This window comes from Streptomyces sp. NPDC048018, assembly GCF_043202995.1.
In the GTDB taxonomy this organism is placed as follows: domain Bacteria; phylum Actinomycetota; class Actinomycetes; order Streptomycetales; family Streptomycetaceae; genus Streptomyces.
Map to the genome: position 1 here is coordinate 15378 of NZ_JBIDBK010000009.1, position 17698 is coordinate 33075.

General features: G+C 73.9%; 17 protein-coding genes. 9 read left to right on the forward strand and 8 right to left on the reverse strand.

What is annotated here, in order from left to right; translation table 11 throughout:
- Positions 1-206: 206 nt before the first annotated feature.
- From ACGF1Z_RS28935 to hutU, 5 genes are read right to left on the reverse strand one after another with little or no spacing between them, the layout of a single operon-like run.
- A complete protein-coding gene (locus ACGF1Z_RS28935; protein WP_393008960.1) occupies positions 207-860 on the reverse strand; it encodes a hypothetical protein in 654 nt (217 codons plus the stop codon).
- 55 nt (positions 861-915) lie between these two features.
- Entirely contained in the window at positions 916-2163 is a 1248-nt protein-coding gene (gene hutI, locus ACGF1Z_RS28940) for an imidazolonepropionase (protein ID WP_393008961.1), read from the reverse strand.
- A gap of 17 nt (positions 2164-2180) precedes the next feature.
- The gene (locus ACGF1Z_RS28945) at positions 2181-3518 is read right to left on the reverse strand and encodes a formimidoylglutamate deiminase (RefSeq protein WP_393008962.1); all 1338 of its coding nucleotides are present in this window, start codon (positions 3516-3518) and stop codon (positions 2181-2183) included.
- Positions 3509-4711: an allantoate amidohydrolase gene (locus tag ACGF1Z_RS28950; RefSeq protein WP_393009176.1), complete on the reverse strand. Its 1203-nt coding sequence runs from the start codon at positions 4709-4711 to the stop codon at positions 3509-3511. Before ACGF1Z_RS28950 ends, ACGF1Z_RS28945 begins: the two co-directional genes overlap by 10 nt.
- Before the next feature lie 17 nt (positions 4712-4728).
- Entirely contained in the window at positions 4729-6405 is a 1677-nt protein-coding gene (hutU, locus tag ACGF1Z_RS28955) for a urocanate hydratase (protein ID WP_393008963.1), read from the reverse strand.
- A gap of 111 nt (positions 6406-6516) precedes the next feature.
- Here hutU and ACGF1Z_RS28960 point away from each other — a divergent pair, with 111 nt between their 5' ends.
- From ACGF1Z_RS28960 to ACGF1Z_RS28985, 6 genes are all read left to right on the forward strand, one after another.
- Positions 6517-7899, forward strand: coding sequence for a diaminopimelate decarboxylase (locus ACGF1Z_RS28960; protein WP_393008964.1), 1383 nt, complete (start codon positions 6517-6519; stop codon positions 7897-7899).
- Positions 7896-8375: an SRPBCC family protein gene (locus tag ACGF1Z_RS28965; protein ID WP_393008965.1), complete on the forward strand. Its 480-nt coding sequence runs from the start codon at positions 7896-7898 to the stop codon at positions 8373-8375. The genes ACGF1Z_RS28960 and ACGF1Z_RS28965 overlap by 4 nt, the downstream gene beginning before the upstream one ends.
- A 172-nt stretch (positions 8376-8547) precedes the next feature.
- Positions 8548-8958 carry a hypothetical protein gene (locus tag ACGF1Z_RS28970; protein WP_393008966.1) on the forward strand — a complete coding sequence of 137 codons (411 nt, stop codon included), beginning with the start codon at positions 8548-8550 and terminating at the stop codon, positions 8956-8958.
- Positions 8955-9737, forward strand: a complete 783-nt coding sequence (locus ACGF1Z_RS28975; protein WP_393008967.1) for a transcriptional regulator — start codon at positions 8955-8957, stop codon at positions 9735-9737. Before ACGF1Z_RS28970 ends, ACGF1Z_RS28975 begins: the two co-directional genes overlap by 4 nt.
- A 41-nt stretch (positions 9738-9778) precedes the next feature.
- Positions 9779-10171: a roadblock/LC7 domain-containing protein gene (locus ACGF1Z_RS28980; RefSeq protein ID WP_376638462.1), complete on the forward strand. Its 393-nt coding sequence runs from the start codon at positions 9779-9781 to the stop codon at positions 10169-10171.
- Positions 10172-10208: 37 nt separating this feature from the next.
- A complete protein-coding gene (locus ACGF1Z_RS28985; protein ID WP_393008968.1) occupies positions 10209-10580 on the forward strand; it encodes a hypothetical protein in 372 nt (123 codons plus the stop codon).
- A gap of 105 nt (positions 10581-10685) precedes the next feature.
- Here ACGF1Z_RS28985 and ACGF1Z_RS28990 read toward each other — a convergent pair whose 3' ends face one another.
- Together ACGF1Z_RS28990 and ACGF1Z_RS28995 are read right to left on the reverse strand one after the other, a co-directional pair.
- On the reverse strand, positions 10686-11519 hold the full coding sequence (locus tag ACGF1Z_RS28990; RefSeq protein WP_393008969.1) for a MurR/RpiR family transcriptional regulator: 834 nt from the start codon (positions 11517-11519) through the stop codon (positions 10686-10688).
- Positions 11520-11869: 350 nt separating this feature from the next.
- On the reverse strand, positions 11870-13264 hold the full coding sequence (locus ACGF1Z_RS28995) for a cystathionine beta-synthase (protein WP_393008970.1): 1395 nt from the start codon (positions 13262-13264) through the stop codon (positions 11870-11872).
- Between the two features lie 114 nt (positions 13265-13378).
- Here ACGF1Z_RS28995 and ACGF1Z_RS29000 point away from each other — a divergent pair, with 114 nt between their 5' ends.
- From ACGF1Z_RS29000 to ACGF1Z_RS29010, 3 genes are all read left to right on the forward strand, one after another.
- Positions 13379-14407: an SGNH/GDSL hydrolase family protein gene (locus ACGF1Z_RS29000; protein ID WP_393008971.1), complete on the forward strand. Its 1029-nt coding sequence runs from the start codon at positions 13379-13381 to the stop codon at positions 14405-14407.
- 473 nt (positions 14408-14880) lie between these two features.
- Positions 14881-16101, forward strand: coding sequence for an acetyl-CoA C-acetyltransferase (locus ACGF1Z_RS29005; protein WP_393008972.1), 1221 nt, complete (start codon positions 14881-14883; stop codon positions 16099-16101).
- A 321-nt stretch (positions 16102-16422) separates the two neighbouring features.
- Complete coding sequence (locus tag ACGF1Z_RS29010) at positions 16423-17301, forward strand: hypothetical protein (protein ID WP_393008973.1); 879 nt, start codon at positions 16423-16425, stop codon at positions 17299-17301.
- 25 nt (positions 17302-17326) lie between these two features.
- On the opposite strand, the gene ACGF1Z_RS29015 is transcribed toward ACGF1Z_RS29010, so the two are convergent.
- Complete coding sequence (locus ACGF1Z_RS29015; protein ID WP_393008974.1) at positions 17327-17653, reverse strand: hypothetical protein; 327 nt, start codon at positions 17651-17653, stop codon at positions 17327-17329.
- Positions 17654-17698: the final 45 nt, after the last annotated feature.

Consider the following 17698-nt stretch of genomic DNA (forward strand, 5'->3'; position numbering starts at 1 on the left):
CCCGCCCCCGGCACCGCGACCACGCGGAGGCGGGGGCGCACCCCGTGCCCGCCGCCCGGCGACGGCGGGCGACCGGCGGGACCGCCGGCCACGCGCCCTGGTGACGTGGCTCACGTCGTGGGCGCGTGTGCCGCGTCGCACGCCCTGGTGACGTCGCTCACGCGCTGGACGCGTGTGCCGGGCGCCGCGTGCGCCGGTGACGTCGCTCATGCCGTGCACCCGGGTGCCGGGCGCCCGGCACCCCCGAAGGCCACGCCCCCGTCCCGCTCCCCCTGGCGGCTCTCCCACGCGCCGTCCAGCGCCTCTCCCAGGCGGGCGGCGAGGCGGCTCGCGCGGGACACGTCGCCCCGGGTGGAGACGTGGACCAAGACGGTGTGACGCGCGGTCCACGCGGAGCGCTCGGCGCGCTCCCCGTGGAAGACCACCTGGACCCCGTCGTCGCTCCACCAGCCGGCCGGCTCGCGCTCCCCCGGGTCGGGCCACACGCCCTGCCAGTCGATCCACGCCTGTCCCTCCCCGAGCGCCGCCACGAAGCGCGTCTCGACCGTGCCGGAGGCCGCCTCGGCCGTCACGTCGAGCGGCAGCTCCCCGGCGAGGTCCTCGTCGCTCGTGGCGGCCGGATCGGCGTCGAAGCACCGCCATTCGCCCGTCTCCGGGTCGGTGCGCGGTTCCAGGTGGTCGTACAGCCCTTCGGGCAGCACCTCGGCCATCCGTCGCACGTCCCCGACCGTGCGCAGCTCCGCCCCGAGGCTCACCTCGGGGCGGAGTTCGGCGAAGAGGGCGCAGAGGCGTCCCGCCGCCGCGAGGGCCTCACCGGCGTCGGTGGTCCGGTGGACCGCCCAGGTCCGGGAGTTCTCCATGCGCGTCACCCTCGCACAGCGGCCGGACCCGCCGGACGGCGCGTCCGGCGGCGTGTCAGACCGTGCGCACGCCCGCGCGCCAGACCTCCGAGACCAGCGGCACGCCCGGCCGGTAGGCCAGGTGGACGTGGGACGGGGCGTCGAGGAGCGCGAGGTCGGCGCGGGCGCCGACGGTGAGACGGCCGACGTCGGTGCGGCGCAGGGCGGCCGCGCCGCCGGCCGTGGCGGACCAGAGGGCCTCGTCCGGGGTCATCCGCATGTCGCGGACGGCGAGCGCGATGCAGAAGGGGACGGAGGAGGTGAAGGAGGAGCCGGGGTTGCAGTCCGTCGACAGCGCCACGGTGACGCCCGCGTCGAGCAGACGGCGGGCGTCCGGCCATTCCGCCCGGGTGGAGAACTCCGCGCCGGGCAGGAGCGTGGCGACCGTCGCGCCCGAGGCGAGCGCGTCCACGTCCGCGTCCGTCAGGTGCGTGCAGTGGTCGGCGCTCGCCGCGTCCAGCTCGACCGCGAGCTGCACGCCGGGGCCGTACGACAGCTGGTTGGCGTGCACGCGGGGGTGCAGCCCCTTCGCCTTGCCCGCGGTGAGGATCGCGCGGGCCTGGTCGCCGTCGAAGGCGCCCTTCTCGCAGAAGACGTCGACCCATCGCGCGTACGGGGCGCAGGCGTCCAGCATGGCGCCGGTGACCAGGTCCACGTACGCGGCCGGGTCGTCGGCGTGGTCGGGGGAGACGATGTGGGCACCGAGGTAGGTGACCTCGTCGGTGTGCTCGGCGGCGATGCGGAGCGCGCGGGCCTCGTCCTCGACCGTCAGGCCGTAGCCGGACTTGGTCTCGAAGGTGGTGGTGCCCTGCCGGAGGGCCTCCCGCATGAAACGGGCGACGTTCGCGGAGAGTTCGGCGTCCGTGGCGGCGCGGGTGGCGGCGACGGTGGTGCGGATGCCGCCGGCCTTGTAGGGCTGGCCGGACATGCGGGCGTTGAACTCGGCCGTGCGGTCGCCCGCGAAGACGAGGTGGGAGTGGGAGTCGACGAAGCCGGGGATCACCGCACGGCCCGCCGCGTCGACCCGGTTGTCGGTGGCGGGTGCTTTGCTGGATTCACCGACCCAGACGACACGGTCGCCTTCGATGACGACGGCCGCGTCCTGGATCAGGCCCAGGGGGGTTCCATCACCGAGGGAGGGATCGTTGGTGACGAGGCTGGCGATGTTGACGATGGCCGTGGCGGCGGTCGCCACGGGGCTGTTCGCGCTCGTGGGCGCGGAGGTCGGCGCCGGGTTGTTCGTCGCCGCGGGGCTCGTGTCCATGATGCGAGGTGTCTCCTTCAGCCGCGCAGGGCGGCGATCGAGTCCGCGAGGGCCTGTGCCACGTCCGGGACGGACCGGTGGGCCCCGTCCCGGACGACGTGACGGCCGCCCACGACCGTGTGCCGCACGTCCGCGGCCGACGCTGCGAATACCGCCGTCTCTGCTGCCAGACGCGGCAGCGGCCCGGCCGTCCTGACGGAGTCCAGGGCGATCGTCGTGAAGTCGGCGAGCGCGCCCGCCGCCAGGACGCCCGCGTCCTGCCAGCCCAGCGCCGCGTGACCGTCCGCCGTCGCCGCCCGCAGCAGCGCGCCGGCCGTCCAGTGGCCGCGGGTGCGGGTGCGCAGGCGCTCGTCGAGCTCCATCGCCCGCGCCTCCTCCAGGAGGTCGATGACGGCGTGGCTGTCGCTGCCCAGCGAGAGCGGTGAGCCCGCACGCTGGAGGGCGACGGCCGGGCCGATGCCGTCGGCGAGGTCGCGTTCGGTGGTGGGGCACATGCAGGTGCCGGTCGCGGAACCGCCGATGAGCGCGATGTCCGGGTCCGTCAGGTGCGTGTTGTGGACACCCACGGTGCGCGCCCCGAGGACGCCGTGGTCGGCGAGGAGCTGGGTGGGGGTCCGGCCGTGGGCCGCCAGGCAGGCGTCGTTCTCGGCGGTCTGCTCGGAGAGGTGGACGTGGAGCGGGGCCTGCCGGTCCTGCGCCCACCGGGCCACCGTGGACAGCTGGTCCGCCGGGACGGCGCGTACGGAGTGGATCGCGGCGCCGATCCGGACGCCCTCCCGCTCCTTGAGCGCCGACGCCCGCTCGGCCCAGGCGTCCGCCGTGCCGTCGGAGAAGCGGAGCTGGTGCGGCTCGGGGGCGGCGCCGAAGCCGGCGGAGAGGTAGGCGGTGTCGAGGAGGGTGATGCGGATGCCGGCCTCGGCGGCGGCCGCGATCAGGGCCTCGCCCATGGCGTTGGGGTCGGCGTACGGGGTGCCGCCGGGCGCGTGGTGCAGGTAGTGGAACTCGCCGACGGAGGTGATGCCGGCGAGCGCCATCTCCGCGTACACCGCGCGGGCCAGCGCGAAGTAGCTGTCGGGCGTGAGCCGCTGGGCGACGGAGTACATGACCTCGCGCCAGGTCCAGAAGGTGCCGGAGCCGACCTGGACGGTGCCGCGCAGGGCTCGGTGGAAGGCGTGCGAGTGGGCGTTGGCGAGGCCCGGCAGCGTGAAGCCGCGCAGGACGACGGCGCCGGGCGGGGGCGTGCCGGCCCCCGTCCGTACCGCGGTGATGCGGCCGTCGGCCACGTCGAGCAGCACCCCCGGCTCGACGTGGGTGTCGAGCCAGGCGTGCTCCAGCCAGTAGGTGGTCACCTGCACGCCAGTCCTTCCAGTACGTCGGCGAGGGCGCGGACGCCGGCCACGCAGTCGTCCTCGGCCGCGAACTCGGCCGGGGAGTGCGAGACGCCCGTGGGGTTGCGCACGAACAGCATGGCGGTCGGAACGGAGGCGGACAGAATGCCCGCGTCGTGTCCCGCTCCGGTGCCGAGCACCGGGACCTTGTCCCCGGTCGCCTCGCCGAGGAGGCGGCTCATCTCGTCGCGCAGGGCGTGCCCGAACTCGACGACCGGCGTGAACGACTCCCGGACGACCGCGAGGTCGACGCCCTGGCGGACGGCGTGCGCGCGGGCCGCGGCCTCGATGCCGGCGACGACGGTGTCCAGGGAGTCCTGGTCGGCGGCGCGGGCGTCGAGCCAGCCGCGGACGAGCGACGGGATGGCGTTGACGCCGTTGGGCTCGACGGCGATCTTGCCGAAGGTGGCGACGGCGCCCGCGAGTTCGGCCTCGCGCCGGGCGGAGAGGACGGTCTCCGCGTACGGCAGCATCGGGTCGCGGCGGTCGACGAGCCGGGTGGTGCCCGCGTGGTTGGCCTCCCCGTGGAAGTCGTACCGCCAGCGGCCGTGCGGCCAGATCGCGGAGGCGATGCCGACGGGGTCCCCGGACAGGTCCAGGGCGCGGCCCTGCTCCACGTGCAGTTCGACGAAGGCGCCGATGCGGCTCAGGCGCTCGGGGTCGTGGCCGATGGCCTCGGGGTCGTGGCCGGCGGCCTCCATCGCCTGCGGGAGGCTGATCCCGTCGGCGTCGCGCAGCTCGAAGGCCTTCTCCTTGGTCAGCTGGCCGGAGGTGAGCCGGGAGCCGACGCAGGCGAGCCCGAAGCGGGCGCCCTCCTCGTCGCCGAAGTTGACGATGGCGAGGGGCCGCGTGAACGAGACGCCGCGGGCGCGGAGTTCGTCGAGGGCGGCGAAGGCGGACACGACGCCGAGCGGGCCGTCGAAGGCGCCGCCGTCGGGCACGGAGTCCAGGTGGGAGCCGGTGACGACGGCGTCACCGGCGGCCGGGTCGCCGAGCCAGGCCCACTGGTTGCCGTTGCGGTCGGTCTCGACGTCGAGCCGCCGGGCCTCCGCCTGCATGCGGAACCACAGGCGGCAGTCGGCGTCGGCGCCGGTCCAGGCGTAGCGGCGGTATCCGCCGGAGGCGTCGTTGCGGCCGATCGGCCGCAACGACGTCCACATGGCGTGGAAGGACTGGCTCACGCCGGGCCTTCCTCGGTGCCGCCCTCGCGCATCGGGACGCGCACGCCGCGCTCGTCGGCGACCCGCTCGGCGATGTCGTAGCCGGCGTCGACGTGGCGGATGACGCCCATGCCGGGGTCGTTGGTGAGCACGCGGCGGATCTTCTCGCCGGCGAGCGCCGTGCCGTCGGCGACGGTGACCTGGCCGGCGTGGATGGAGCGGCCCATGCCGACGCCGCCGCCGTGGTGGATCGAGACCCAGGAGGCGCCGGAGGCGACGTTCACCATGGCGTTGAGGAGCGGCCAGTCGGCGATGGCGTCGGAGCCGTCGAGCATGGCCTCGGTCTCGCGGTACGGGGAGGCCACGGAGCCGCAGTCCAGGTGGTCGCGGCCGATGGCGAGGGGCGCGGCGAGCGTGCCGTTGCCGACCATGTCGTTGAACATGTCGCCGGCCTTGTCGCGCTCGCCCTGGCCGAGCCAGCAGATGCGGGCGGGCAGGCCCTGGAAGTGGACGCGCTCGCCGGCCATCTTGATCCAGCGGTGCAGCGACTCGTTCTCCGGGAAGAGGTCGAGGATCGCCTTGTCGGTCTTGTGGATGTCGGAGGCCTCGCCGGAGAGGGCGGCCCAGCGGAACGGGCCCTTGCCCTCGCAGAACAGCGGGCGGATGTACGCGGGGACGAAGCCGGGGAAGGCGAAGGCGCGGTCGTAGCCGGCCAGCTGGGCCTCGCCGCGGATGGAGTTGCCGTAGTCGAAGACCTCGGCGCCGGCGTCCATGAAGCCGACCATGGCCTCGACGTGGCGGGCCATGGACTCGCGGGCGCGCCCGGTGAAGCCGGCCGGGTCCTTGGCGGCGGCGTCGGCCATGTCCTCGAAGGCGACGCCGACCGGCAGGTAGGACAGCGGGTCGTGGGCGGAGGTCTGGTCCGTCACGATGTCGATCGGGGCGCCCTCGGCGAGCATCTGCGGGAGCAGTTCGGCGGCGTTGCCCAGCAGGCCGATGGAGAGCGGCCGGCGGGCGTCGCGGGCCTCGGTGGCGAGCTGGAGCGCGTGGGCCAGGTCGTCGGCCTTCACGTCCAGGTAGCGGTGCTCGATGCGGCGCTCGATGGCGCGCGGGTCGCAGTCGATGCAGATCGCGACGCCGTCGTTCATGGTGACGGCGAGCGGCTGGGCGCCGCCCATGCCGCCGAGGCCGGCGGTGAGGGTGATGGTGCCGGCCAGGGTCCCGTTGAACTTCTTCGCGGCGACGGCGGCGAAGGTCTCGTAGGTGCCCTGGAGGATGCCCTGGGTGCCGATGTAGATCCAGGAGCCGGCGGTCATCTGGCCGTACATGGTGAGGCCGAGCTGTTCCAGGCGCCGGAACTCCTCCCAGTTGGCCCAGTCGCCGACCAGGTTGGAGTTGGCGATGAGGACGCGCGGGGCCCACTCGTGGGTCTGCATGACGCCGACCGGGCGGCCCGACTGGACCAGCATGGTCTCGTCCTGCTTGAGGGTGCGCAGGGTGCGGACCATGGCGTCGAAGGAGCGCCAGTCACGGGCGGCCTTGCCGGTGCCGCCGTAGACGACGAGCTTGTCGGGGTGCTCGGCGACCTCGGGGTCCAGGTTGTTCTGGAGCATGCGGAGGGCGGCCTCCTGCTGCCATCCCAGGGCGCTCAGTTCCGTACCGCGCGGGGCTCGGACGGGTCGGGGTCCTGACATGGCGGGGCCTCCTCGATGCTCGGTTATTCATTCAGGTATTCACATCCTGGACTGATGAATAGTCTTAGTCAACAGCTGCGGGCCCGCCCCACCGGGTGGTGCGATGGACCCATGACTTCCCCCGCCCCCGCGGACCGTCGCCGGCTCGCTCGCGACCGGGCCGTCCGCGCCGCCGTCGAGCAAGGACTCCTCTCCCCCGCCGAACCCGTCGTCGGCCTCCTCGACACCGACGGCATCCGCGCCTCGGCGGCCGCGCTGACCAGCGCGTTCGCCGCCGTCACCGACGCCCCCGTGCTGCACGCCTTCGCCGTGAAGGCCTGCCCGCTCGTCCCCGTCCTGCGCCTGCTGCACGAGGCGGGACTGGGCATGGAGGTGGCCGGCCCCGGCGAGCTGGCCCTGGCCCGGGCGGCCGGCGTGCCGCCGACCCGCACGGTCCTCGACTCGCCCGCCAAGACCCCGGCCGAGCTGCGCCAGGCCCTCGCCCTCGGGATCGCCGTCAACGCCGACAACCTCCAGGAGCTCGGCCGGCTCGACGCGCTGGTCGCCTCCGCCCCCACCGCGTCACCCCTGGGGATCCGGGTGAACCCGCAGGTCGGAGCAGGTTCCATCGGGGCGCTCTCGACGGCCACCGCCACCTCCAAGTTCGGCGTGGCCCTGCGCGACGAGGGCGCGCGGGAGGCCGTCGTCCAGGCCTGCCTCGACCGGCCCTGGCTCACCCGGCTGCACACCCACACCGGCTCGCAGGGCGTCCCGCTCGCCCTGATGGCCGAGGGCGTCGGCTCCGTGTACGCGCTCGCCGAGGAGATCAACGCCAAGGCCGGCCGGCAGCAGATCGACACCCTCGACATCGGCGGCGGCCTCCCGGTGAACTTCGCCTCCGACGAGGAGACCCCGGACCACGCCGAGTACGCCCGGCTGCTGGCCGCGACCGTCCCCGGGCTGCTCGACGGGCGGTACGCCCTCGTCACCGAGTTCGGACGCTCCCTGCTCGCCAAGCACGGCACGGTCCTGGCCCGCGTGGAGTACACCAAGACCTCCGGCGGGCGCCCCATCGCCGTCACCCACGCGGGCGTACAGGTCGCCACCCGCACCGTCTACGCCCCCGAGTCCTGGCCGCTGCGGATCCTCGCCTACGACGCCGAGGGCCGGCCCCGGACGGGCGGCGAGGTGGTGCAGGACGTGGCCGGGCCGGCCTGCTTCGCCGGGGACCTGCTCGCCACCGGCCGGGCGCTGCCGCTGCTGCGGCCCGGAGACGTCGTCGCGGTGCCGGACACCGGCGCGTACTACTTCGCGCACCACTACGCGTACAACAGCCTGCCCCGCCCGGCCGTCCACGGTTTCACCCCGACGGACGACGGAGGCGTGGACTTCGCGACGGTCCGCCGCACCCAGACCCTCGACGAGATCGTGGCCGAATCCGGCGGCGCGCGGCCCGACGCACTGCTCCGTCCGCCCCTGCGGGAGCCCGCGTCCGGTGCTCCCATGGAGCCATGACACACCGCACCTCCGTCGTCGTCGAGCGCCGGGTCAACGCCTCCCCCGGGCGCGTCTGGGAGTCGATCACCGACCTGCCGGACATGCCGCGGGTGCTCAGCGGCGTCGAGAAGGTCGAGGTGCTCACCGAGGGAGGCTTCGCGGTGGGCACCCGCTGGCGCGAGACCCGGCGGATGATGGGCCGGGAGGCCACCGAGGAGATGACCGTGACCGTCTGCGAGCCGCCCGAGCGCTATGTCACGGTGGCCGACTCGCACGGCATGCACTACGTCTCCGAGATCGACCTCCTGCCCGACGGCCCCGCGGTCTCCGCCACGGCGACCACCCTGCGGATGACCTTCACCGCCCGGCCCGCCCACGACCGCACCCCCGGCCTCGCCGCCCGGCTGATCGGCCGCTTCGGCGCCCGGGCGGTGGCCCGGGCCCTCGGCAAGGACCTGGACGAGATCGCGCGGGCGGTCGAGAGCCGGGTCTGAGGGGGTTTGGGGCGTCCGCTCGGAGCGCCGGCGATCACCTCCCGGCCAAGGGCCGATCAGCCTCTGACAAATTCCCTTGGAAAATGCCGGAACTCCCGCGGTCGATCAGGACGTTGAGTAGCGTCACCGTTACTGCCGTACGTCCGCACGCCGCATCGGGAGGGGATCACGCGTGCCCGGAATCGACGAGTGTCTGCTGGAGGCCATGAGCCTGCCAGGGGCACGCGGGGCCTGGCTGGTCGACTGGACCAGCGGTCTGGCCCTCGGGTCGGCGGGCGAGTCCCCGGTCGGCGACCACGAGACCACAGCCGCCGAGAGCGCCGAACTGGCGCGCGCCGCGGCCGAGTTCGAGTCGCCCGCCGGCCCCGGGGCCGGCCCGGCGGACACCGCGCCCGAGGACACCGTCCCGCCCGTCGAGGACCTGATCGTCAGCACCCGCGCCGGCTACCACGTGATCCGTTTCGTCGAGACCGCCTTCGACAGCAGCGTCTTCCTCCACGTCTGGCTCGACCGGAGCACCGGCAACCTCGCCCTCGCCCGCATGAGACTCGGCGACCTCGCCGAAAGGCTGGTGCTCGGATGACCGCCACCGCCACGGCCACCACCGTGTCGCCGATGCTCACCCGCCTCGCCGCCGAGAAGGCCACCGGCGCCCTGCTCCGCGACCACGGCACGCTCTACCTCGTCGACGGCCGGGTGGTGCACGCCGAGAGCCCCAGCTCCCCCGGCGTCGACGTGCTGCTCACCGCGGGCGGGCGACTGCCCCGCGAGGGCTGGGACGAGGCCGTGGACCGGGCCGGAGCACGCGGCGCCGTCGGCCGCTTCCTCGTCGACAGCGGCCGGCTGCACGACGGCGAACTGGAGATATGCCACCTCGGCGCCGTCTTCGACGCGGCCTTCTTCGCCCTCGGGCCCGCCAGCGGCCCGACCCGCTTCCGCTACGGGGTGGGGCACTGGTTCGGCGCGGTGCGGCCGGTCGACACCGGGGCCGTCGAGCGCGAGACCCTGCGCCGCCGCGAACTCCTCGACTCCGTCTGGCCCTACCCGGCCGTCGACACCGCGCCCGTCGTGCCCCGCCGCGCCGCCCCGGGACAGCCGGTGGGCGCCCGCCAGCGGGCCCTGCTCGCCGCGGCCGACGGCGTCCGCACCCCGGCGGACATCGCCCGGATGCTCGGCCGGCCCGCCTTCCACACCCTGCTCGACGTACGGCGACTGGCCGCGGCGGGCCTGGTCGAGACCCCGTACGAAGCTCCCCCGCCGGACCCGCCCGCCGTCCCCGGGTGGGTCGGCGAGGTCGCCACCCCCGACCCCGACATCGCCCTGCTCCGCCGGCTTCGTGACGCCCTGGAGGCAGCTCTGTGATGAGGCGTGCCCTGCGCCTGCGCGCCGAGAGGAGACAAATGATGACCGCAGAAGCCGAGGTGCTCGTCGAGCTGAGACGCCTGCGGGCCCGGCTGCCGCAGCTCACCGGCGCCCTCGCGGCCAGCGCCGACGGCCTGGTGCTCGCCCAGGACGCCGTGGACGGCGAGGCGGAGAGCGTGGCGGCGCTGACCGCCGCCGCGCTCGGCGTCGGGCAGCGGCTCGCCGACACGACCGGACAGGGCGGCTTCCGCGAACTCCTGGTCCGCGGCGAGCACGGCTATGTGGCGACGTACGCGGCGGGCGGCTCGGCCGTCCTCACCCTGCTCGCCGAACCCCGGATCAACGTCGGCCGGCTCCACCTCGAGGCCCGCCGGTCCAGCGCGCGGATAGGCGAGCTCGTGGACGTCGCCCTGGAACGCAGAGACCTGAACTGACCGCCCCCCTCACCTCCACTCACACGAAGGAAGAACCATGGCGAACACCGAGACCTCCCTCAAGGAAGCGGCCCAGATCGAAGGCGCGATCGGCGCCGCCCTCGTCGACTACACGAGCGGCATGGCCCTCGGCACCATCGGCGGCGGCAAGGAGCTCGATCTGAACATGGCGGCGGCCGGGAACACCGACGTGGTCCGTGCCAAGGTCCGCACGATGGAGATGCTGGGCCTCAACGAGGAGATCGAGGACATCCTCATCACCCTCGGCACCCAGTACCACCTGATCCGCCTGCTCAAGACCCGCGGCGGCAGCGGCCTCTTCCTGTACCTGGCCCTCGACAAGGGGCGCGCCAACCTGGCGATGGCCCGCCACCAGCTGAAGAAGATCGAGGCGGAGCTGGACGTCTAGGACGTGCCGGCCGCCGCGAGCCCGGCATGACCCGCACGACCCGCCCCCGGGGCCCGCGGGGTCCCGTCGGACCGGGCACGGCCCCAGGGGGAGCCTCGGGCTCACCTAGTCGACGAACAGGCCGCGCGCCGCCGCCTTCACGTCGAACTCCTCCAGACGGGCCTGTGCGTCGGGCAGCTCGTCCGCCATCGCCTCCAGGAGCACCCGGCCGAGCAGCATCGGCGCGCACGCGGTGTCGAAGGCGAGACCGGTGCCGACGGCGGCCGGGATGAGCAGGTCGCTGTGGGCGGCGACGGGCGCGAACGCGGACTCCGCGACGGTCACCACCGCGAGACCGGCCGTGCGGGCGTACGCCAGGGCGTCGACGACCTCGCGCGGGTGCCGGGGCAGCGCGAAGCACAGCAGCGCCGTCGCCCCGGCCCGCACGGCCGCGTCGAGGCGGTCGTCGAGCATCGAGCCGCCCTCGTCGAGCAGCCGGACGTCCGGGTGGACCTTGCCGGCGAAGTACGCGAAGCCCCTGGCCTGCGAGGAGGCGGCCCGCAGTCCGAGCACGGGCAGCGGCCGTGAGGCCGCGAGCAGCCGGCCGGCCCGCTCGACGGGCGAGGGGTCGGCGAGCAGCTCGGCGAGGTGCTGCAGGTTCTCGATCTCCCCGAGCACGGCCTGCTGGTACTCGTTGTGCTCGGCGCGCTCCTCGGCGGCCACGGGCACGCTCTCGCGCAGGTGCCTGCGCAGCGCCGGGTAGCCGTCGAAGCCGAGGGCGACGGCGAAACGGGTGACGGAGGGCTGGCTGACACCGGCGAGCTCGGCCAGCTCGACGCTGGACAGGAACGGGACGTCGGCGGCCCGCCGCACCATGCAGTGCGCGATCCGGCGCTGGGTCGGCGTCAGCCGGTGCCCCTCGAAGAGCGCCTGCAGTCGTCCGGCCGGGCTGTCGCTCATGCCGTCCCCCTTCCTCCGCCTATTCATCCACCTGGAACTCTGCATGAACATATGCAGACAGGCAAGGGAGGGCGCCGGAGGGGCCGAGGGGTGGGATGACGCGGGGACCGCCGCACCCCCGTTGCCGGGGGGCGGGACGACGGCGGTCCCCGCGTGGGACACGGGCCCGGGTCAGGGCCGGTCCGCGTCCGCGTCGTGCCTGGAGGTCCGGGAGCCGCTCCGGAGGTCCGTGACGCCGACGGGAACGACTCTGCCGGAGCCTTGTTAAGCGGGTGCTGCGGGTACGTGTCGCGCTCGTACCGTTTGCGCGAACGCGCACCCGCGGCCGCCCGGCAGCGGACGCCTCGGCGTCAGTGGTGCTTCGTACCGCCGTTGGCGGCCAGGAAGGTGAGCAGGTCCTGACGGCTCACCACATCGGTCGGCTTGCCCTCGACCAGGACGATCGCCGCGTCGGCCTCGCCGAGCGCCGTCATCAGGTCGGCGACCGGCTCACCCGAGCCGACCTGCGGCAGCGGGCCGGACATGTGGTCCTCCAGCGGGTCCCCCAGGGACGCCTTCTGCGTGAAGAGGGCGCTCAGGAGCTCCCGCTCGACGACCGAGCCGACGACCTCGGCGGCCATGACGTCCGGGTGACCGGCGCCGGGCTTGACGACGGGCATCTGCGAGACGCCGTACTCGCGCAGCACCTCGATGGCCTGGCCGACGGTCTCGTCCGGGTGCATGTGGACGAGCGAGGGCAGGCCGTGCGACTTGTGGCCGAGCACGTCGGCGACCGTGGCGGAGGTGGTGTCCTCCAGGAAGCCGTAGTCCGCCATCCACTCGTCGTTGAAGATCTTCGACAGGTAGCCGCGGCCGGAGTCCGGCAGCAGCACGACCACGACGTCGTCGGGGCCGAGCTCACGCGCGACCTCCAGGGCCGCGACGACCGCCATGCCGCAGGAGCCGCCCACGAGCAGGCCCTCCTCCTTGGCGAGGCGGCGGGTCATCTGGAAGGAGTCCTTGTCCGAGACCGCGACGATCCGGTCGGTGACCGAGGCGTCGTAGGCGGTGGGCCAGAAGTCCTCACCGACACCCTCGACGAGGTACGGCCGGCCCGAGCCGCCCGAGTAGACCGAGCCCTCCGGGTCGGCGCCGACGATCTGGACCTTGCCGCCGCTGACCTCCTTCAGGTACCTGCCGGTGCCCGAGATCGTCCCGCCGGTACCGACGCCCGCGACGAAGTGGGTGATCTTCCCGTCCGTCTGGTCCCACAGCTCCGGACCGGTGGTCTCGTAGTGCGAGCGCGGGTTGTTCGGGTTCGAGTACTGGTCGGGCTTCCAGGCTCCGGGCGTCTCACGGACCAGGCGGTCCGAGACGTTGTAGTAGGAGTCGGGGTGCTCCGGGTCGACGGCCGTGGGGCAGACGACGACCTCGGCACCGTAGGCGCGCAGGACGTTGATCTTGTCCGTGGACACCTTGTCGGGGCAGACGAAGATGCACTTGTAGCCCTTCTGCTGGGCCACGATCGCCAGGCCGACGCCGGTGTTGCCGGACGTGGGCTCGACGATGGTGCCGCCGGGCTTGAGCGCGCCGCTCTCCTCGGCCGCTTCGATCATGCGCAGGGCGATGCGGTCCTTGACCGAGCCGCCGGGGTTGAAGTACTCGACCTTGGCCAGGACGGTCGCCTGAATGCCGGTGGTGACGTTGTTGAGCTTCACCAGCGGGGTGTTGCCGACGAGGCTGATCATCGAGTCGTGGAATTGCACCGTAATCTCCGGGGTCTCCGTAATGGTGCAGCCAGCGTATTCCGTGGAATGCGTAGGCGGAGCCGGTTACGGGGCAGTTACACGAGAGACGGCTTGAAGGAGGTGACGGCCTCGATGTCCGGAGCGAGGGTGGCACGGCGGATCGCGGCGGGTGCGGCGTACGGCGGCGGGAGCATCGGCCTGCTCGGCGTGGCGGCCGTGGGGGTCCTCCTGGCCGAGGTGCAGCTGGCCAAGAGAGCGGTCGGGGGCGGGGTCGCCCCGCTGCCGCCCGGCGCGGACGGGCGCTACGGGCGGTCCTACGAGTCCGGCACCCCGCTGCGGCTCGCCCTTCTGGGTGATTCCACCGCGGCCGGCCAGGGGGTGCGCCGCACCGGCCAGACCCCCGGCGCCCTGCTGGCCTCCGGGCTGGCGGCGGTGGCCGAGCGCCCCGTGGACCTGCGGAACGTGGCCCTGTCGGGGGCCTGCTCCGACGACCTGGAGCGCCAGGTGTCGCTCCTGCTCGCCGCACCGTCCGGGGCGCCGGACGTCTGCGTGATCATGATCGGCGCGAACGACGTCACCCACCGGCTGCCCGCCACCCAGTCCGTCCGCTGCCTGGCCGCGGCCGTACGGCGGCTGCGCACCGCGGGGGCCGAGGTGGTCGTCGGCACCTGCCCCGACCTCGGCACGATCGAGCCGGTCTACCAGCCGCTGCGCTGGCTGGCCCGGCGGGCCTCCCGGCAGCTGGCGGCGGCACAGACCATCGTGGTCGTCGAGCAGGGCGGGCGGACGGTGTCGCTGGGCGACCTGCTCGGCCCGGAGTTCGCGGCGAACCCGCGCGAGATGTTCGGCGTCGACAACTTCCACCCCTCGGCGGAGGGTTACGCGACGGCGGCGATGGCGCTCCTGCCGACGGTGTGCGCCGCGCTCGGGGTCTGGCCCGAGGCCGACCGGATCGACGTGGACCGGCACGAGGACATGCTGCCGGTGGCCAAGGCGGCGGCCGAGGCGGTCAAGGAGGGCGGCACGGAGGTCACGGGCGCCCGCGCGCCCTGGGCCCTCCTGAAGCACCGCCGCCGGCGCCGGCTGCCGCTGCCGTCCGAAGCGGCCGGCACCCCGCACCCCGCGGACGACCGCCACGCCCCCCTCACCCACGAACCCTGACCACCCCCGCCCGGACCTGGCCCGCCCACCCCGCCCCCGTGACCCCCGTGTGGGCAGTCGTCCCGCTGGGGCGGGACGGGTGGGCACACGGGACGCAAGCCCCTGCCGGGCCCAGGCTCCCCGTACGAGGCCCCCAGGAGCCCTCCCGCCCGGACGCCGCCCGGACCGCCCCACGGGGCACGCCGCGCAGCGACGCCCCCCGGCCCCACGGCCGCTCCCCGAAGCCCGTGCGCCCACGAGCCCCGGCGCGCACGAGCCCCGGCGCCCACGAAGGGCCCGCCGCCCCGCCCCGCGCCGCGGCCCCGGGCCCCTCCCCGCCGCGGCCGCGGCGCGGGACACTGGGTGTGGGGAGCACCGACTGAGCGGGCGCTTAGAAAAGAGGCCCGCATCACAGTCCGTCCCCGGTGACCACGCGCGGTACGTGCAGGTAACTTCCCTTTGAGTCCGCCCACCCAGACCCTCCTGGAGCCGTGATGCCCGAAGCCGTCATCGTCTCGACCGCCCGCTCTCCGATCGGCCGGGCCTTCAAGGGCTCCCTGAAGGACCTGCGTCCCGACGACCTGACCGCCACGATCATCCAGGCCGCCCTCGCCAAGGTCCCCGAGCTGGACCCGCGCGACATCGACGACCTGATGCTCGGCTGCGGCCTGCCCGGCGGCGAGCAGGGCAACAACCTGGGGCGCATCGTCGCCGTGCAGATGGGCATGGACCACCTCCCCGGCTGCACCGTGACCCGCTACTGCTCCTCCTCGCTGCAGACCTCCCGCATGGCGCTGCACGCGATCAAGGCGGGCGAGGGTGACGTCTTCATCTCGGCCGGTGTCGAGATGGTGTCGCGCTTCGTGAAGGGCAACTCCGACTCGCTGCCCGACACGCACAACCCGTTCTTCGCCGAAGCCGAGGCCCGTACCGCCGCCGTCGCCGCGTCCGAGGGCTCCACCTGGCACGACCCGCGCGAGGACGGCGTCGTCCCCGACGCGTACATCGCCATGGGCCAGACCGCCGAGAACCTGGCGCGCTGGAAGGGCGTCACGCGCCAGGACATGGACGAGTTCGGCGTGCGCTCGCAGAACCTCGCCGAGCAGGCCATCAAGAACGGCTTCTGGGAGCGCGAGATCACCCCGGTGACGCTCCCGGACGGCACGGTCGTCTCCACGGACGACGGCCCGCGCGCCGGCGTCACCCTGGAGGGCGTCTCCGGCCTCAAGCCGGTCTTCCGCCCCGACGGCCTGGTCACCGCCGGCAACTGCTGCCCGCTGAACGACGGCGCAGCCGCGCTCGTGATCATGTCCGACACGAAGGCGCGCGAGCTGGGCCTGACCCCGCTGGCCCGGATCGTCTCCACCGGTGTCTCCGGCCTCTCGCCCGAGATCATGGGCCTCGGCCCGGTCGAGGCGTCGAAGCAGGCCATGCAGCGGGCCGGCCTGACCACGAGCGACATCGACCTGGTCGAGATCAACGAGGCCTTCGCCGCGCAGGTCATCCCGTCCTACCGCGACCTGGGCTTCGACCTGGACAAGGTCAACGTCAACGGCGGCGCCATCGCCGTCGGCCACCCCTTCGGCATGACGGGCGCCCGCATCACCGGCACCCTGATCAACAGCCTCCAGTTCCACGACAAGCAGTTCGGCCTGGAGACCATGTGCGTCGGCGGCGGCCAGGGCATGGCCATGGTCATCGAGCGGCTGAGCTGAGCCTGAGCGGAGGGTAGGGGTCGCCCAACCGTGGAGGGCAGGGATTGCCCGTGGAACGGGCCCCTGCTCGCAGGGTGATCACACGCTCTCCACGGAGAGTGCCCGTCAACCACCCCGCGTCCAAGCCGTGACCGAATCTCCCCCAGGATGTGACATACATCCCGGGGGAGAGTCGTTTTCCCAGGTCACAGGCACAACGGGACTAAACACCAGGCACAAATACCTGTCCATTTCGTGACGTAATGCACTGACAGGTGGCGACACCCCAGGACAAGCTGATGTAGGAAGTCGGGGGATCGACTCGGAATCGGGAGTACGTCAGTGAGCGCACTGTCTCTTGCCCTGCTGGTGACCACGGCCGCTGCCACGGCCGTGGGTGCCGCCGCCCTGCACTCGGCCCACGCTCTCCGTAAGCAGGTCACCGCGCTGCGTGGCGAACTCGCCTCGGCGCGGGGCCTGTCCGTGCCGGCCGCCCGTCAGACGCCGGCCGCCGAGATACGGGCCGCGGTCGCCGAGGCCCTGGCCGAGGAGCGCGAGCGGGAGCTGGCCGAGGCGCGCGCCTTCTGGGCCGCGCAGGAGGCCCGGGACGCCGCGGACGCCCCGTCGCTGCTCGGCGGTCTGGCCGGTCCGGCCGAGGAGGGTCCGTACTACGTGCCGCGCCAGGCCGACTTCGTGGGCCTGGAGGCGATGGCGCTGGAGGCGATGGAGGCGGAGGCCGCCGCGCTCGACGGCCGTGAGGGCCGGGACGCCCAGGACGCGCCGGATCCCTTCGACGCCTTCGCGGAGCTGGAGGAGTTCCCCGAGTATCCGGAGGACTCCCCGGAGCTGGCCGCGGCCCGTCGTCGCCACCCCTCGCACCCCGACTTCGTGCCGGTCCGTACGCCCGTCGTCACCGACCACGAGCGCACGGTGTCGCGCCTGGAGGAGCTCGCCGACACGCGCACGGCCCTGACGGACGTCCGCCCCGGCCCGCTGGGCACGCTCGACGTGTACGTCTTCGCCGACGGCACCACGCTGTGCATGACCCCCGGGCACCGCGAGACGGCCGAACGTCTCGCCGAGGCGCTGCGGGCCGGTCAGGCCCCGGTCCTGCTCGGCGGCTCGGGCGTCTCCGGCGCCTACGCCCTGACCTTCTCGTGCGGCGACGCGGCGGAGGACAACGTGTACATCCTCGCCGACCGCGTGATCGCCAGCCTGTAGGCCCGCTCGGCGCGCCCGGGGCGCGCTAGAGCCCCGCGCGGGCCTCCGCGGCCCGCACCAGTCCCACGGCCTCGTCCAGCTCCCCCTCGGGGGCGTCCGGGGCCGTTCGCAATGTTTCGGCCAGATCCGCGGCGGCGACCGCCAGTTGGTCGGCGACCACGAAGACCCCCGCGTCCGGCATGGTCCGCGGCTCCCGGTCCGGGAACTCCAGTCGCTGCGCCCGGACGGCCAACTCCCTTGCCAGCGCGAGCCCTTCGGCGGCGGCGCCGCGCTGGAGCCGGCTGTGCGGGGCGGCCCGCAGCCGGTCGGCGAACCGCTCTGCGGCGGTGGTCAGTTCACTCGTATCGCGCACCCCGCGACCCTACGCGCCGTCCGGGGACCATTGCCAACGGGCGAA

Excerpts from the sequence above, each read along its gene's own strand:
- hutI (WP_393008961.1), bottom strand. The coding sequence starts at position 2,163 with ATGGACACGAGCCCCGCGGCGACGAACAACCCGGCGCCGACCTCCGCG.
- ACGF1Z_RS28965 (WP_393008965.1), top strand. The coding sequence starts at position 7,896 with ATGACACACCGCACCTCCGTCGTCGTCGAGCGCCGGGTCAACGCCTCC.
- ACGF1Z_RS28960 (WP_393008964.1), top strand. The coding sequence starts at position 6,517 with ATGACTTCCCCCGCCCCCGCGGACCGTCGCCGGCTCGCTCGCGACCGG.
- ACGF1Z_RS29005 (WP_393008972.1), top strand. The coding sequence starts at position 14,881 with ATGCCCGAAGCCGTCATCGTCTCGACCGCCCGCTCTCCGATCGGCCGG.
- ACGF1Z_RS28980 (WP_376638462.1), top strand. The coding sequence starts at position 9,779 with ATGACCGCAGAAGCCGAGGTGCTCGTCGAGCTGAGACGCCTGCGGGCC.
- hutU (WP_393008963.1), bottom strand. The coding sequence starts at position 6,405 with ATGTCAGGACCCCGACCCGTCCGAGCCCCGCGCGGTACGGAACTGAGC.
- ACGF1Z_RS28990 (WP_393008969.1), bottom strand. The coding sequence starts at position 11,519 with ATGAGCGACAGCCCGGCCGGACGACTGCAGGCGCTCTTCGAGGGGCAC.
- ACGF1Z_RS28950 (WP_393009176.1), bottom strand. The coding sequence starts at position 4,711 with ATGTGGACGTCGTTGCGGCCGATCGGCCGCAACGACGCCTCCGGCGGA.
- ACGF1Z_RS28985 (WP_393008968.1), top strand. The coding sequence starts at position 10,209 with ATGGCGAACACCGAGACCTCCCTCAAGGAAGCGGCCCAGATCGAAGGC.
- ACGF1Z_RS29000 (WP_393008971.1), top strand. The coding sequence starts at position 13,379 with ATGTCCGGAGCGAGGGTGGCACGGCGGATCGCGGCGGGTGCGGCGTAC.
- ACGF1Z_RS28935 (WP_393008960.1), bottom strand. The coding sequence starts at position 860 with ATGGAGAACTCCCGGACCTGGGCGGTCCACCGGACCACCGACGCCGGT.
- ACGF1Z_RS28975 (WP_393008967.1), top strand. The coding sequence starts at position 8,955 with ATGACCGCCACCGCCACGGCCACCACCGTGTCGCCGATGCTCACCCGC.